The 15,386-nt window shown below is 46.8% G+C and carries 18 protein-coding genes; 7 read left to right on the plus strand and 11 right to left on the minus strand.

The window, feature by feature from the left end:
* Window positions 1–10 precede the first annotated feature (10 nt).
* Window positions 11–661, minus strand: coding sequence for a uracil phosphoribosyltransferase (upp, locus tag QT987_RS08970; RefSeq protein WP_333155732.1), 651 nt, complete (start codon window positions 659–661; stop codon window positions 11–13).
* Between the two features lie 25 nt (window positions 662–686).
* On the opposite strand from upp, the gene QT987_RS08975 reads away from it, so the two are divergent.
* The gene (locus QT987_RS08975; RefSeq protein ID WP_333239129.1) at window positions 687–872 is read left to right on the plus strand and encodes a hypothetical protein; all 186 of its coding nucleotides are present in this window, start codon (window positions 687–689) and stop codon (window positions 870–872) included.
* A 20-nt stretch (window positions 873–892) separates the two neighbouring features.
* Here QT987_RS08975 and QT987_RS08980 read toward each other — a convergent pair whose 3' ends face one another.
* Window positions 893–1,141, minus strand: coding sequence for a hypothetical protein (locus tag QT987_RS08980; protein WP_333239131.1), 249 nt, complete (start codon window positions 1,139–1,141; stop codon window positions 893–895).
* A 24-nt stretch (window positions 1,142–1,165) separates the two neighbouring features.
* Between QT987_RS08980 and crtH the strand changes: the two genes are divergently transcribed.
* Window positions 1,166–2,710 carry a carotenoid isomerase gene (crtH, locus tag QT987_RS08985; protein ID WP_333239133.1) on the plus strand — a complete coding sequence of 515 codons (1,545 nt, stop codon included), beginning with the start codon at window positions 1,166–1,168 and terminating at the stop codon, window positions 2,708–2,710.
* Window positions 2,711–2,862: 152 nt separating this feature from the next.
* Here the strand turns inward: crtH and QT987_RS08990 are convergent, their stop codons facing one another.
* Window positions 2,863–3,303 (minus strand): pentapeptide repeat-containing protein, encoded by a 441-nt coding sequence (locus QT987_RS08990; protein WP_333239135.1) that lies wholly within the window; start codon window positions 3,301–3,303, stop codon window positions 2,863–2,865.
* A 530-nt stretch (window positions 3,304–3,833) separates the two neighbouring features.
* Between QT987_RS08990 and QT987_RS08995 the strand changes: the two genes are divergently transcribed.
* A complete protein-coding gene (locus QT987_RS08995; RefSeq protein WP_333239138.1) occupies window positions 3,834–7,196 on the plus strand; it encodes an EAL domain-containing protein in 3,363 nt (1,120 codons plus the stop codon).
* 135 nt (window positions 7,197–7,331) lie between these two features.
* On the opposite strand, the gene QT987_RS09000 is transcribed toward QT987_RS08995, so the two are convergent.
* The 5 genes from QT987_RS09000 to QT987_RS09020 form a co-directional block, all read right to left on the minus strand.
* The gene (locus tag QT987_RS09000) at window positions 7,332–7,478 is read right to left on the minus strand and encodes a hypothetical protein (protein WP_333239140.1); all 147 of its coding nucleotides are present in this window, start codon (window positions 7,476–7,478) and stop codon (window positions 7,332–7,334) included.
* Complete coding sequence (sipA, locus tag QT987_RS09005) at window positions 7,471–7,710, minus strand: regulatory protein SipA (RefSeq protein WP_333239142.1); 240 nt, start codon at window positions 7,708–7,710, stop codon at window positions 7,471–7,473. Before sipA ends, QT987_RS09000 begins: the two co-directional genes overlap by 8 nt.
* 66 nt (window positions 7,711–7,776) lie before the next feature.
* Window positions 7,777–7,998 carry a hypothetical protein gene (locus tag QT987_RS09010; protein WP_242719660.1) on the minus strand — a complete coding sequence of 74 codons (222 nt, stop codon included), beginning with the start codon at window positions 7,996–7,998 and terminating at the stop codon, window positions 7,777–7,779.
* A gap of 27 nt (window positions 7,999–8,025) precedes the next feature.
* Window positions 8,026–8,232: a hypothetical protein gene (locus QT987_RS09015; protein WP_333239144.1), complete on the minus strand. Its 207-nt coding sequence runs from the start codon at window positions 8,230–8,232 to the stop codon at window positions 8,026–8,028.
* 138 nt (window positions 8,233–8,370) lie between these two features.
* A complete protein-coding gene (locus QT987_RS09020; protein ID WP_333239146.1) occupies window positions 8,371–8,796 on the minus strand; it encodes an NUDIX domain-containing protein in 426 nt (141 codons plus the stop codon).
* Window positions 8,797–9,086: 290 nt separating this feature from the next.
* On the opposite strand from QT987_RS09020, the gene rbfA reads away from it, so the two are divergent.
* From rbfA to QT987_RS09035, 3 genes are all read left to right on the plus strand, one after another.
* Complete coding sequence (rbfA, locus tag QT987_RS09025) at window positions 9,087–9,497, plus strand: 30S ribosome-binding factor RbfA (RefSeq protein ID WP_333239148.1); 411 nt, start codon at window positions 9,087–9,089, stop codon at window positions 9,495–9,497.
* A gap of 163 nt (window positions 9,498–9,660) precedes the next feature.
* Window positions 9,661–11,361, plus strand: a complete 1,701-nt coding sequence (locus tag QT987_RS09030) for a glycoside hydrolase family 3 N-terminal domain-containing protein (RefSeq protein WP_333239150.1) — start codon at window positions 9,661–9,663, stop codon at window positions 11,359–11,361.
* Between the two features lie 365 nt (window positions 11,362–11,726).
* Window positions 11,727–11,960 (plus strand): DUF4327 family protein, encoded by a 234-nt coding sequence (locus QT987_RS09035; protein ID WP_333057778.1) that lies wholly within the window; start codon window positions 11,727–11,729, stop codon window positions 11,958–11,960.
* Between the two features lie 63 nt (window positions 11,961–12,023).
* Here the strand turns inward: QT987_RS09035 and QT987_RS09040 are convergent, their stop codons facing one another.
* The 3 genes from QT987_RS09040 to QT987_RS09050 form a co-directional block, all read right to left on the minus strand.
* Entirely contained in the window at window positions 12,024–12,428 is a 405-nt protein-coding gene (locus QT987_RS09040) for a hypothetical protein (RefSeq protein ID WP_333101815.1), read from the minus strand.
* A gap of 362 nt (window positions 12,429–12,790) precedes the next feature.
* Window positions 12,791–13,924: an ABC transporter ATP-binding protein gene (locus QT987_RS09045; RefSeq protein ID WP_333239152.1), complete on the minus strand. Its 1,134-nt coding sequence runs from the start codon at window positions 13,922–13,924 to the stop codon at window positions 12,791–12,793.
* Window positions 13,925–13,974: 50 nt separating this feature from the next.
* Window positions 13,975–14,544 carry an HD domain-containing protein gene (locus QT987_RS09050; protein ID WP_333239192.1) on the minus strand — a complete coding sequence of 190 codons (570 nt, stop codon included), beginning with the start codon at window positions 14,542–14,544 and terminating at the stop codon, window positions 13,975–13,977.
* A 145-nt stretch (window positions 14,545–14,689) separates the two neighbouring features.
* Between QT987_RS09050 and QT987_RS09055 the strand changes: the two genes are divergently transcribed.
* Window positions 14,690–15,313, plus strand: coding sequence for a Uma2 family endonuclease (locus QT987_RS09055; RefSeq protein WP_333239154.1), 624 nt, complete (start codon window positions 14,690–14,692; stop codon window positions 15,311–15,313).
* The last annotated feature ends 73 nt before the right edge of the window (window positions 15,314–15,386 follow it).

Consider the following 15,386-nt stretch of genomic DNA (forward strand, 5'->3'; position numbering starts at 1 on the left):
ACTGACTGGTTCATGTGCCGTAAGTTCGATCGCCCGCATCTCCCAAACCAGGTACAATAAAGCCCTGTTCGTTGACTATTTCGTCGATCGTTGCCGTGTAAATCATCAAACTTGGGTACTCTGCACTCAGCCTCTTCAAAGCCGGAGGAGCAGCCACCACAGAGATAATCCGAATCAAGCTCGGATCAATTCCCCGTGCAGTCAATTCCTGCATTGTCGCTATAATCGTCCCGCCCGTAGCCAGCATCGGCTCGCTAATTATCACCCGCGTTTCCGGGTTAAACTGCGCCGGCAATTTGTTCAAATAACAAGTCGGTTGCAGCGTTTCCTCATTTCTTGCCATGCCGAGATGGTAAACCGAAGCCAGCGGTACAACCGTCTGAATTCCTTCCAGCAGTGACAAACCCGCCCGCAAAATCGGTACCACAACTAACGGAGCTTCTGGGTTGATAAAAGTCGCCGGACATTCTGCCAAAGGCGTCTGCACTGTGGTTTCCACTGTCGGCAGCCATTCTCGAATCGCCTCGTAAGCCAGCCACCTTCCCAATTCTGTCATCGCAGAACGAAAAAGTACCGATGGGGTGGCGGCGTCGCGGGCAACAGCCAGCCAGTGTTTAATTAACGGATGTGGAGGAACGTAAACGCGCAGTTGCAGGGACATTAGGAAATTGGGGAGATTGCTAGGTTTGAGGAATTTTATGCGGTGCGATCGATCTGCTTCGAGGGCTTCCCCAACGGGCGATCGATCGCTCTGTGCAACTTATCACATCCTTGAGGGTGCATACAAGCCAGAGATTGAGTTAGAACCCATTCGCCGATCGACCTCCATCCGCTTATTGAAATATTTTTCTAATAGTATTGACATTAATTAGCAACAAGGCTATATTGATTTTTAGTGTTCTCCTCTCAAAGGATCGGCAGACGGGGGCAGTCGGCAATGGTAGACTGTTCCCGCATTTTTTTGGGAAGCAGGGGCATCGGCCAAACAGGGCATCGGCCAAACAGGGCATCGGCCAAACAGGGCATCGGCCAAACAGGGCATCGGGCCTTGCCGAACTTCGGTCTTCTTGACATCCGCTACATCCGCTACATAATCCGTTGCCGAACTTCTTGCTTCTGGAGCGATCGACTGTAAAATCATAGAAATATTAAGATTTTTAACCGAATGTCAGCTCCTACCCAATCCCAGTTATTTTCTCCCAACTCCCGCCCAACAGAGCAAGAGTTTGATGTAATTGTCATCGGTTCCGGCATTGGTGGACTGGTGACAGCCACCCAGCTAGCCGCTAAGAAAGCCAAAGTTTTAGTGCTCGAAAGCTATACAATTCCGGGGGGTAGCGCTGGATATTTCGATCGAGAAGGCTACAGATTCGATGTCGGCGCCTCCATGATTTTTGGTTTCGGACAGCGCGGCACCACCAACCTCCTCACCCGCGCCCTGAAAGCAGTCAACGTCACCTTAGAAACGATTCCCGACCCCGTACAGCTTCACTATCACTTACCCAGCGGCTTGGAACTTGAAGTTCCCCAAGCTTATGACAAATACTTGCAAGAATTAACAGACAGGTTCCCTCACGAACGCGAAGGAATCCACAAATTTTACGGCGAATGCTGGAACGTCTTCAACTGCCTCAACGGCATGGAATTGCTATCCCTAGAAGAACCCGGATATCTCGTCCGAGTCTTTTTTCAGAATCCTTTAGCCTGTTTGGGATTAGTAAAATATCTGCCTCAAAATACTGGCGACATTGCGCGGCGCTACATAAAAGACCCTACTTTGCTGAAATTTATCGACATGGAATGCTACTACTGGTCTGTAGTACCGGCAGACTTGACCCCGATGATTAACGCCGGAATGGTATTTTCCGACAGACATTACGGCGGCATCAATTATCCCAAAGGCGGAGTCGGTCAAATTGCCCAAAAATTAGTAGAAGGATTAGAAAAATGCGGCGGGCAAATTCAATACAAAGCTAAAGCGAAAAAAATTATCACAGAAAACGGCCGCGCTGTCGGAGTCGAGCTAGCAACCGGCGAAGTTTACCGCGCAAAGCGGATAGTTTCTAACGCCACGCGCTGGGATACTTTTGAGAAATTGCTGCCTGCAGAAGAGATGCCCGCTAGCGAAAAGAAATGGCAGCAGCGCTATCAAAAAGCCCCCAGTTTCTTGAGTTTGCATTTGGGAGTGGAAGCAAGCGTAATCCCTGCGGGTAGTGCCTGTCACCACATTTTGTTAGAAGATTGGAACCAAATGGAAGCGCCGGAGGGAACTGTTTTGGTGTCAATTCCGACCGTGCTCGACCCGGATTTAGCTCCCGCAGGATATCACATAGTCCACGCTTTTACTTCGAGTTGGATGGAAGAGTGGGAAGGACTTTCGCAGCAGGAATATGAGGATAAAAAGGAAGAGGCTGCAGGGAGAATTATTGAAAGATTAGAAAAGATTTTTCCCGGTTTAGATGCCGGTTTGGATTATATGGAAGTTGGGACAGCGCGTTCTCACCGCCGCTTTTTGGGGCGTGAAGACGGAACTTACGGGCCGATTCCGCGACAGAAGCTAATGGGTTTGCTGGGAATGCCGTTTAATCGAACTTCTATGCCTGGTTTGTATTGTGTGGGTGACAGTACGTTTCCCGGACAGGGTTTAAATGCGGTGGCGTTTTCTGGGTTTGCTTGCGCGCACCGAATTGCGGTTGATTTGGGTTTTTAGTGGTAGTGGTAGGGTACGTCAGATTGTTCGCTGGAAATACGAGAGAAAATGTGAGGCTCCGGGGTACCCTACACAAAGACTAAAAACCCGGTTTCAGCAGAGAAACCGGGTTTTTAACCTCAAAATTGGTGTTTTCCATTCTTTTAATGAGTTTACTGGTCGTAGCTGCCGCCGACGCCGATTTGGGTATTGTAGATTTTCGCATCTGTGATGGTCATATCTTCCATTGATGCGCCGGATACGTCAGCGGTGTTAATTATGGCCGCGGTCAGATCTGCCCGATCGAGGTTTGCGTCATTTAAACTAGCATTAGTCAGGAAAACTTTAGTTAAGTTAGCACCCGTCAAGTCAGCACCCGTCAAGTCAGCACCTTCGAGGTTTGCCTGAGATAGGTTTGCTCCTCGTAAATTTGCTTCTCTCAAATCAGCACCAATTAAATGAGCTCCCGTTAAATCTGCTCCAGACAAGTCGCACTTAAAACATTGCCCGGTTGACAATAACTGTTCGACGTGAACGGGATTTTCAGCGCGACCCGGGCCTGCCAACACTAGGGGAGCAATTAAAAAAGTAGCGGCTAATAGATTGCGTTTCATAATCTCTTTTCCTCACAGACTCTGTATTCAAGTTCTTGTCTTGATATCTACAATCGTACCATGGTTGTTTTCGCAACTTGCGATCTAATTCACACATTGGCTGTGATATCGATTGCCCTCAACAACGCATACATGGTCTCGACCAGCTTGCCAAACTTAATTTTGCAAAACTTAACACTGCCGAACTTAATACAGTGCCTTTTTGTAGTAACCTTTTCTAGGTTAGCTAATACAGCAAACAGATGCGTCTTTCTGAAGAGGGAGATGATTCGCAATGCTATGGATGATTTTAGCCGGTAATCTTATCGCAAAAAGTTCACAACAAATACATTATTTTTAATAAATGTGTCACGGGATAGAAAATTTAACTTAAAATAAAGATAAGCTTCTAACTTTATAGGTAGAAGAAAAGCAGTCACTGGCCCGATCCCCAGCCCAAGCTCTGCTGCATTTTTAACAATAAATTTTAATTAGGTCTCACCAGCGCCGTAAAAATCCACCTAGTGCTTGGAAATCAGCACTTTTTTGGAATGTCGCAGAGTCCACGCGATCGCAAAACTCAATTAAATATGCTCAAAAACGATTCATCCAAGTATCTGCCAACCTTAGCTCAAGTAATAGACCGCTACCCCTTGACAGTGGCGCCCGATACCCCACTAGCAGAAGTAATTACCCTGATGGGCCAACGGCGCCCAAGTTGCTCTCTAAACGCAGTCATTCCAACCGATATCTATCAGCCACTAACAGAAATCGTAAATCCGCCCACTAAGAGTGCATTCAGAGACGCGACAGGTGTCTGCGTCTTTGTCGTGGAAAAATCACTCTTAAAATTATCCTCGCCTTGTGCTCCACATTCTCAATTGCAAGGAATCTTCACAGAAAGGGATCTTGTCGATTTGATTGCCTCGGGCAAAAACTTAAAAGGTGTCACCATCGCACAAGTGATGAGGCAGCCGACAGCAACTCTGACAAAATCCGAGACTCAAGACATTTTCAGCGCCCTAATTCTGCTGGGGCAACGAAGAATTAAGCATCTGCCAATATTGGATAGTGAAGGTCAACTCTTAGGAGTAATTACGCCGGAAAGCATCCGCCAAGCCATGCTCAAACCGGCAAATATCTTAAAAATGCGGCGCGTGAAAGAAGTAATGACCGCACAAGTCATTCAAGCACCTCGCTCCGCGTCAGTTAGGAGTTTAGCTGAGTTGATGGCGCAGCACCGCGTTAGCTGCGTAGTAATTACCGAATCAACAGAATTATCGATGGATTTACCGTTCCCCATTCCAGTAGGTATAGTCACAGAACGGGATATTGTCGAATTTCAAGCTTTAGATATAGATTTGTCGCAAACGATCGCCCAAACTGTGATGAGTACCCCTTTATTTAGCCTCAAGCAAGAAGACTCGCTGTGGGTAGCTCATCAGGAAATGCACCAGCGTTTAGTCCGCAGGTTGGTAGTAACGGGAGAACGCGGAGAACTCCAGGGAATAGTTACTCAAACCAACATACTGCGCGTACTTGACCCGATGGAAATGTCCGGGGCGATCGATGTTCTGCACGATTCAGTGGCAGAAAGAACTAGGGAATTGGAAAAAGCGATCGCATCCCTCAGCTTGACTAACGCCAGACTAGAAAGCGAAATTGCTATCCGCGAAGCGGCCGAGGCCAGACTCCACCTTTTAGAATCTGCTGTAGTGAACGCTAACGACGCAATCGTGATTATGGATGCCGGAGACAGCGATATCTCCGACCCCACCATCATCTATGCCAACGAAGCTTTTACCCAAATGACGGGCTACCTACCCCAAGAAATCATCGGACAAACCCCCAGTTGCTTGCGCGGCCCAGAAAGCGACCCCACCCAAGTCGCTAAAATTCGCCGTGCTTTCTCTCGCCGAGAACCCCTACGCCTAGAATTGATTAACTACCGCAAAGACGGTTCAACTTATTGGGTGGAACTCAACAGTGTACCCATTGCCGATACCTCCGGGAACGTTACCAACTGGGTGTCGGTGCAGCGAGATATTACCGATCGCAAGCGCATGGAACAAGCATTTTTTGAAGAAAAAGAACTCGCGTTTGTTACTCTACAATCGATCGGCGATGCCGTCATCACTACTGACGCCGACGGCTGTATTTCCACCCTGAATCCAGTTGCCGAAACACTCACGGGTTGGTGTACCTCGGAAGCTAAGGGTTTGCCCCTCGCCAGCGTGCTGAGAATAGTTGACGAAACTACCAGGCTGCCGATCGAAAATATCGCCGAAATCGCTTTGTGCGAAGGTCGGATTGTTGACCAAGGGCGCAACAATTTGCTGATTGCCCACAACAACACCGAATTTGCGATCGACCACTGCGTCGCCCCCATCCACGCTAGCAGCGGCGAAATTGTCGGGGCCGTTGTTGTGTTCCGAGATGTCACCCAAGTGCGAACTCAAGCGCGGCAACTCACCTGGCAGGCAACTCATGACCCCCTGACGCAATTAGTCAACCGCCGGGAATTTGAGTACCAGCTAGAGCACGCCCTACACGGCGCTCAAGGTTACGGCCAAGAACACGTGATGCTTTACCTGGATCTCGATCGCTTCAAAATAGTTAACGACACCTGCGGTCATGCTGCTGGGGACGAACTGCTGCGCCAAGTCAGCCAGCTATTTAAAAGCAATATCCACAAAACCGATATTTTGGCGCGTCTCGGCGGCGATGAATTTGCCGTACTCCTGTACAATCGTCCCGTCGAACGAGGATTGAATGTTGCGGAAACGCTGCTGCGAAGCATTCAGGGCTTCCGCTTTGCGTGGCAGGACAAAACTTTTTCGATCGGCGTCAGTATCGGTTTGGTAGCAATCAATCCCAAAACAGCCTCGACATCTGCGATTTTGAGCGCCGCCGATATGGCCTGCTACGCTGCTAAAAATAAAGGTCGCAACCGGGTACAGGTTTATCAAGCCGGCGATCAAGAATTAATCAAACAGCACGGCGAAACCGAGTGGGTGGTGCAAATTCATCAAGCTTTAGAAGAGAATCGCTTTTGCTTGTACTCTCAGCCGATCGTACCTTTGCTCAATTCTCCAACCACCGGAACCCACTGCGAAATCCTCCTGCGCCTCCAGTTGGAAACTGGTGAGTTGGTGTCGCCGATGGCGTTTATTCCGGCTGCAGAACGCTACAACTTGATGCACGCGATCGACCGCTGGGTAATTAGCACGTTATTTAGCAATTTATCTAAAATTTTCACGGCAAATTTATTAGTTCAAAACCCCGGGGTAGGCAGCGATAAAATAGTTACCTTCCCTGCTTGCTCTCTTTTGTCTGATCTGCAATCGTCATTTGGCAAATATCCTAACCTTTATTCAATTAACCTTTCTGGGGACAGCCTCAACGAAGAAAAGTTTATCGAGTTTATTCAGGAACAGTTTTCTATCCATCAAATACCGCCGCAAATAATTTGTTTTGAGATTACCGAAACCGTGGCGATCGGTAATCTCAGCAAGGCAGCCAGCTTGATTTGGCAACTTAAGGAACTAGGCTGCCAGTTTGCCTTGGACGACTTCGGCAGCGGGATGTCTTCCTTTGCTTACCTGAAAAGCTTGCCGGTTGATTATCTCAAAATAGACGGCAATTTTATTAAGCATATTGTAGACAATCCTATTGATGTCGCCATGGTGGAAGCTATTACCAAAATCGCTCACGTTATGGGAATTAAAACTATTGCCGAGTATGTTGAAAATCAAACAATTATGGATAAACTCAATGAACTTGGGGTAGATTACGCTCAAGGTTATCATTTGGGCAAGCCTCAACCTTGTAACTTCACATCTCCGATTTTAGAGGAAGTTTTGGGGGAGTTTCCTGTTAATTCTTTGGCTTTTGAGGCTAAGCTGGCTTGTTGAAGAAGGATGTTGGGCAATCGATTGTCTAACGGATTTAACAGATGGATGTTGAGGGAAGAAGGAAAAGGGAGAAGGACAAGGGAGATTTTAAGTTGTGATATCATACCAAATCCGGGTATCGTACCCCCTTGATGTTTAGTAAAAGTAGGGTGCGTCGCCACGAACAATTCTTGCTGCCCAAAAAGCGATCGAGCGACGCACCATACCATAGGATAAAGGGGATGAGTAACCCGGATTTGATATCACTTCCCCATTCCCCACTCCCCATTCTCCATTACCCATTACCTTCTACAAGAGTTTCCGCTGCTTCAATGTACTGACTGTCTAACAGAAAAGCACCTTTTTCAAAGCGAATGCCCCAATAATTGCCGGGACGCCGATCGATCACAACGCCTTCAGCGCCGATCGCAATTAAATTCGCAGGCCGCAGCATCGGCATCGGTTCGGCAGTTTTGACGTAAGGCGGCATCGCCACAACTCGGACTTTTTGACCGATTGTAAATTCTTTTTCCATGAGTTTTATTCCTTTTGGCGGCCTAATCTAATCGTAACTGGGAGTGCGATCGAGAGCGATGAAATTTCAGACAGTATCTTTCATGCGTTTAGCCAACAAACAATCCTCAAAGCTAAAGGATTCTTCGTCTAAAAAGCTGGAGATTGCCATTTCAATCGCGGCTTCGAGAGAACATTCAAGTTCAGCGGACTTGGACAAGAGGGCAGCTTTTATATAGTCAGGCAAATAATCGACCAACTGATGAATAGCTTCTGGAGAAAGGTGTTGCGTGGCGATTGTTTGATTCATGATTCTCTGATTTCAAGTTCAGATTCTTTACTTGCCTCGCCCCGGTTTGCAATCGGCAAAACCAAGTGCTTCGCTATCGAGGAAATTAGCAATTGCCATTTCCACAACAATTTCGATCGGATATTCAATTTCCGCAGCATGGGCGATGAGGGCGGCACGAATTCGTTCTGGAAGGTATTTTAGGATGGCTTCGGCATCGGCAGCAGATAGTTGTTCCAGAGTTGTCGATCGCATGAGTCTAGTTTTCCGGTGGGATTGGAACGTTTTAGGGCGGCTCAGTTGCTCTCAGAATAATGGCTTCTAGCTCTAATAATAACGCAGGGTTGCTCCATGTTTCAGTCCCAGCACAAGAAAAATATTGTGTATGACTTTTTATTTTAAATATTCCTGCAAGAATTTCCAAGCCATTTGAGTACCCTCGCCTGCGTTGACTTTCCCAAAATCTACATCTTTTCTCAAAACTACAAAACCCACACCTTCTTTGATTTCTATTTGCTCAAAATTCCTAATCCTAGCCAAAAATAAGTGATTTTCCTGTATAACTTTTTGATTATTTTGGGTTTTTTGGTGTAGAAAAGTTGTGATAAATTCTATTGTGTAATTGGTTTCGAGGCAAGTTTCTTCCTCCAGTTCTCGCACCGCTGCCTGCTTTGGACTTTCTCCAACGTCCACGCCACCACCAAAAGTAGAAAGCATCCCTTGACTTGCAATACCTACAATATTATCTCGCAGTTGTGCCACAATCTGACCGTTGGGGAGAATTAGAAAAATGCGAACAATTGACTTAGGAATATTCATATTAGATGTTTTAAAATGTATAGTTTAGTTAAACTTGGTTTACTTTGTTTCAGTCCCCTCGCCGGCAAAAAGTAGAGCATAACACGGATGAACACGGATACACGGATGACTTGAGTCATCTGACTGTTTGCACAATTGGCTAACTTGACTATCCTCCTTGTATTCGTGTGCATCCGTGTCGTGCTGATTCTCATTTTTTCCCCTGATCGCCCGTAAAACCCCTGACCGATCGCGCTACAATTATGGATCGGGATAAAAACGGCTGATTAGGAAAGTAGGGGATAGTTTCTATGGCTACAAATCGTCGCATTGAGCGTGTAGCTTCACTGATTAAACGGGAAGTCAGCCTGATGTTGCTGAATGGAATCAAGGACGACCGTGTAGGTGCTGGTATGGTTAGCGTTACCGACGTAATTGTTTCGGGAGACCTTCAGCATACAAAAATTTTTGTCAGCATCTACGGTACTGATGAGGCAAAGGCAGAGACTATGGAGGGTTTGAAATCTGCTACTAGCTACGTCCGCAACCAGTTGGGTCAACGGGTGCAACTGCGCCGGACACCGGAAGTGATATTTCTAGAAGACCGTTCTTTGGAACGGGGCGATAAAATGTTGATACTGCTGAATCAGCTTTCTGCCGATCGCAAACCGGATACTTTAGATCCCGATGAAGAATTCGCTGAGGATGAAAGTCCCGATTGAAGCGAGAAGGAAGAAGGAAGAGGGAAGAAGGAAGAGGGGAAGAGAAGGAGATAGGGAAAATTCCCAATGCCCGATTCCCGATTCCCGATTCCCGATTCCCGATTCCCAAATCTAAAATCTAAAATCTAAAATCTAAAATCTAAAATCTAAAATCTAAAATCGAATGATTGACAATCTTTCCTTACCAGAACTGGTGGCCCAGATGTTCGTGGTGCGCGCTTCTGGCTGCTTGTTCGACCACCAAATTCGCTATCGGGAATGGGAACCAACTGCCAGCAAACTCCGCTATTATCTGGAAAATTTGGGCGTCGGTGGGGTGATTTTGGTCGGGGGAAGTGCTGCGGAGTTGGCAGTTCGATCGCACCAATTGCAGTCTTGGGCCAAGTTTCCGCTGCTGCTGGCGGCTGATATTGAAGAAGGTGTCGGCCAGCGGTTCGCGGGGGCGACTTGGTTCGGGCCGCCGATGGCGATTGCCGAGGTGGCGCGACAGGATGCAGGTAAAGCCGATCGATATGCTGAACAAATGGGCGCTGTCACTGCGATCGAAGCTAGGGCGATCGGTCTAAATTGGATTCTCGCACCAGTGGTTGATGTTAACAACAATCCCGACAATCCTGTGATTAACGTCCGCGCTTTTGGCGAGACACCGGAAATTGTCGGGAAATTAGCCACTGCTTTTATCCGCGGCGCAGGTGAGCACCCGGTTTTGACTACAGCTAAGCATTTTCCCGGCCACGGGGACACGGCGGTTGATTCTCACTTGGAATTGCCGGTTTTGCCACATTCGCCAGCGAGATTAGCCCAGGTTGAGTTGCCTTCTTTTGTTGAGGCGATCGCTGCTGGGGTAGATGCTGTGATGAGTGCTCACTTGCTGATTCCGGCTTGGGATGCGGAGTTTCCTGCTACTCTTTCTCGCAAAATTTTGATCGGGAAGCTGCGAGAAGAGTTGGGATTTGAAGGTTTGATTGTGACGGATGCTTTGGTGATGGGTGCGATCGCCAATAAGTACGGCGCTAATGAAGCTGCTGTTTTGGCTGCTGAGGCTGGTGCTGATGTTTTGCTGATGCCGCTTGACCCGGAAGGGGCGATTCTGGCTGTCTGCGAAGCTGTCACTCAAGGGCGGATTTCTATAGCACAAATAAAAGAATCTGTCAAGCGGATTTGGAAAGCGAAAATAAAGGTGGGTATGTTGATTTCTGACCCCCCCCAACCCCCCCTTGCTAAGGGGGGGAGCAAGAATCTAGAATCGATTTCTGACCCCCCCCAACCCCCCCTTGCTAAGGGGGGGAGCAAGAATTTAGAATCGATCGAGTCGATCGACTTAAGTTTGCTGGCAACTCCTGATGCCAGGGCAACTGCTGCCGATATTTTGCGAGATTCTTTGAAATTTGGCGGCAATCTACCTTTGCAGGTTGCAAAACCAGCAGAAAACCAGCTTTTGCGGAATTTGATTGTTGTAGATGATGTTTTGGGGTGCGAGTTTTTGGGCAACCACACTCCGGCGATCGCCATTCCCGAACAGTTTGGTTACGAATTGCAACTGATTGACGATCGCACAGGGGCGATCGCTGAAAATACAGGTGCAGAGCATTTTTCTCCGACACTGCTGCAAATTTTCATTCGCGGCAATTGCTTCCGAGGCAGTGCTGGTTTGACCCAAGCAGCTCAAGATTGGTTTAAGAAATTATTAAAAACGGGAGAACTGCAAGCTGTGTTAATTTACGGCAGTCCCTACGTTTTAGAGCAATTTTTGCCACACTTGCCTCCGAGTCTTCCTTATGTATTTTGTTTTGGCCAGATGCCGACAGCGCAATCTCTCGTTCTAGAAGTGCTATTCGGCATTGACGCCACTGGTAATGATTGAGTTGCGCGACTTCTGAATCTTTCCTTTGCTGCTTGCTGCGTTAGGAGTTAAATTTATCAACCCGGTTTCTCGCGAGAAATTCTGCCTTTGGTGGCGAAGTATCCAGAAACCGGGAATTGGAGGCGGGTTCCTAAGTTCTCAATAGAGCTTTCCAGCAGATCCGCTTGCTACTGAGGAAAATGTGCTGCGTCTGAAAATCCCAAGACTGATCCCATCACTTACCGATCATTCCTATAATTTTTTTAAATGGACGGCAGTGAATTGTATAGCTGTATACGGACAAAATTTAACTTCCATATTCGTAAGTTTGGACTATATTATTACCAGGGCCATAAATTTTTTTAGTAAAACATTGAGGGCGCATTATGATTCACTCCACTATTCCCCAAATCCAATACTCTTTAGATGTGATCCAAGATGAAGCGCGTCACCTTGTCCACGAGGGTGTGCTGAGCCGCCAACAGCCTATCTACACGCTTTGCCAATTCATTCCGCCTCGGGAATGGGCTTGTGTAGAGTGCGAATTAGAAAAATGCGACTTCTTGCTGCGCGATCGCATCGCCGACCTGATCGGTTCTGAAAAATGGGACAATGACTAAAGTTTGGTTCTGTTAAATTAAGTTGGCAAGTAAACTCCGGCTGTGTTAAAGACTCTTGATTCTTTAATACTGGGAATTTTCGGCGCGCAAATTTTCCAACTCGGCCCTTAGCGCTGCCATCTGTGCAGTTAATTCTTGAATCTCTAGCTTTACGTTAGGCTGTACAACCGACTCGGGAGGAGCATCAGTCGCTGCATCTGATTGCTTGGGCGAGACAGATTCACTGTCTGCATTCTCCCGATCGCCCGGTTGAGAGAAAATAGTATCTACAAAATTCCGGGCTTCTCGCTCAGTCATTTCTCCTTTTTCCAGCAGATCATCGGCTAGCTGACCAAAATCTGACTTCAGTTTGTCCAGATTTTCTTCTCGCTTCAAGGGATCTTGCAATGTCTCAATTAAAAAGGAAGTTGCACCTAAAGTTAGGTGAAATCCTGTTTGCAGCATTTGAGGCAGGTTGTCGGGATTCATCTAAAAATGCCGCTAGAACGTTTTTCTGAGTTTTTGGTTCGCTAGTTGCTCCCAAGTCGGAGCGCAAAGCCGCTTTTTAGCGCGAAGATGCTGGCGTTGTGGGTCGCGATCGCCCCGATTCAGGAAATATCAACTTTTGGGGGGAGGTTTTACCGTTGTGCCAATACTAATCGTATCATTACTGCGTAAATTAATAAATGTCAAGTGTAAATTTTTGTAACTACGAATCGAGACTTTCCCACTGGAAGGCTCAGTCTATTTTAGATTTTAGATTTTAGATTTTAGATTGAAGAGGACTTAGGCACGGCGACTAAAAAAACCCCGGTGGCTGATTACCCGTGCGTAAGTCATGTTCAAGCCCGTTAAGGATACAGCGCCTCACCGGTGGAAGGGTCAAATATAAATAGTCGATCGAAGTCAAGCTGTACCTTCAGCCGATCGCCCGATCGCAAGCGAACACTCGCAGGTATTTGTAACTGTACAGTAGTTTCAGCACTCAACAACGGCAAACTCGCCCGAATTAAAGTTTCTCGCCCCAGAGGTTCCACTACTTTTACCTCTACATCGAGGGGGACTTTTTCTAAGGCCCAAACATCGCTTTTCAAATCATCATCTTCTACTGTTTGTGGCCTAAAGATTTCTATATTTTCTGGACGGATGCCCAAATCAAATCCTTGTCCTTCTCTCGCCTGCAATTTTTTCTGAATCGAGGGCGGACAGGCTAAAGATTGATCTCCTACTTGAAAGGAGTCGTTAGTATAAATTGCCGGCAAAATGTTCATGGCGGGATTGCCTAAAAATGTCGCAACCATGCGGTTAGCTGGTTTGGCATAAATGCTTTGCGGGTCTCCAATTTGTTGAATTTTTCCCCCATTTAAGACTACAATCTTATCAGCTAAAGTCATCGCTTCCACTTGGTCGTGGGTGACATAAATTGTGGTAATTCCCAGCCGTTGATGCAGTTGTTTGAGTTCTGCTCTAGTGTCGTCTCGTAGTTGAGCGTCGAGGTTAGAAAGCGGTTCATCTAAAAGAAATACTTTCGGTTCGCGGGCGATCGCCCTTCCGAGTGCTACGCGCTGCTGCTGTCCGCCTGATAGCTGTTTGGGCTTACGCTTGAGGAGATGGTCGATCGAGAGCGATCGGGCGACTGTTTCGACTCGTTCTTGAATTTTAGTCGCGTCAACATTCCGCATCCGCAATCCAAAAGCCAGATTTTCGCCGACAGTCATGTGCGGATAAAGCGCGTAATTTTGAAACACCATTGCAACGTCCCGCTGTCTCGCCGGAATGTTGTTAACTAAATTATCTCCGATGTAAAGATTGCCGGAAGTTGCGGTTTCTAAACCTGCAATTGTCCGCATAATTGTGGATTTTCCGCAGCCGGATGGCCCGACTAATACCCAAAATTCCCCGTCCGGGATTTTGAAGCTGATGTTTTCGATCGCGGTGACGTTTTGGTAACGTCTGGTAATATTTTCTAAGCGAACATTTGCCATTTTGTGACTGTAATTGGTAATTGATAATTAGTGATTTTTACCTTCAGTCTTCAGCCTTCAGAAAACTGTTCCAATTCTAAAACTGTGCGATGTAATTCTTCAACTATAGGCGTTAACTCAGCTTTGCGGAATGCTTCTACCACAGAACGATAATACCAGAGAGAACCGTCTTTGCCACCTTTGAAGCGTTCCCAAACAGTATCTCCTAATTGACGGTAATCTTTCAGGATCGATCGAACATTATAAAGTTTATCAGCAGCCGAGACTAATCTGACTGAGCCAGAAGCTGTAGAAATGCGATCGATATAAGCTTGTTTTCGCTGACGCCAAGGGGGTTTCGGCGTCGCGTCACTGTCGGTACAGCCGTCTACAATCGCTGTGACAGTATCCCCAAAGCGGCGGCGGATGGCTTCGCGGGTGGTGGCGCCGCCTTGATCTTCGATCGCATCGTGAAGCAAAGCTGCGATCGCCTCATCTTCATTTGCCCCATATTCTAAAGCTATACTAGCAGTGCCCAACAAATGGGCAATGTAGGGAACGCCAGAACCTTTGCGAACTTGGGTAGCGTGCAATTCGGCAGCATAGGTGAGGGCTTCAGAAAAACGGTTTGAGAGAATCATGAAAGTCACCTTTGTGAATTGCTATGATATATAAATTGTCTGGCTCAGTTGAAAAGACAAACTCTACGAAGTTCCATAAGATCATAAAGATGCGATCGACAGCGATCGCTTGTACAATTATAATCATTAAAGAGAGGTTGCTAGCATGACAGCTACTATAATTATACCCAAAAATGCCGACAAGAACTCAGAGCAAGACTCCCATTCAAAATCAGAAAATACACCCGAAATTTACCCAGAATCTCAGCCAGAAAAAGTCATATCTCTCGAAAAGTTTTTAGTCAAGCCTCCTGATAGAATGGAATGGGTTGACGGCAACTTAGTTGAGAAAACAGGAATGACATTCAAGCACGGTCTCGCTCAAGCTAAATTATCTACATCCTGGAGAAATTACAAACATTCCAGCGGACAGGGAGGAGAAGTTCTTACAGAAGTCCTTTGCCGCACTAGCAAACAGGGTCGCCGTCCCGATGTTGCTTACATTACTCCTGAACTGCTGCCACAATCAGGCAACTTTACAGCATTTTCCCAAAGTTTTCCTTTGATAGCAGAAGTTGCTTCCCCGGAAGATAGCGGCGAAGAGTTATTTGCCAAAGCTCAAGAATATTTGGAATCGGGATGTTTAGAAGTTTGGTTGTTGTTTCCTGAAGCTAGATTAATATTTGTCAATGCAGGGCAACGCTGGCGGTTGTTTAATGCGGATGAAGTTGTTAACACTCAAAGTGTGCTTGCAGGTTTTAGCGTAGCTGTGAGTGAATTGTTGGCTTGAGGAATTTGTTTAAACAAAATTATCAAAGATTCAGCAGTATTGATATAGTAGTACGCGGTGCAAAAAACGGTAA

The sequence above is a fragment of the Microcoleus sp. SVA1B4 genome (genome assembly GCF_036700545.1).
Taxonomy (GTDB): domain Bacteria; phylum Cyanobacteriota; class Cyanobacteriia; order Cyanobacteriales; family Microcoleaceae; genus Microcoleus.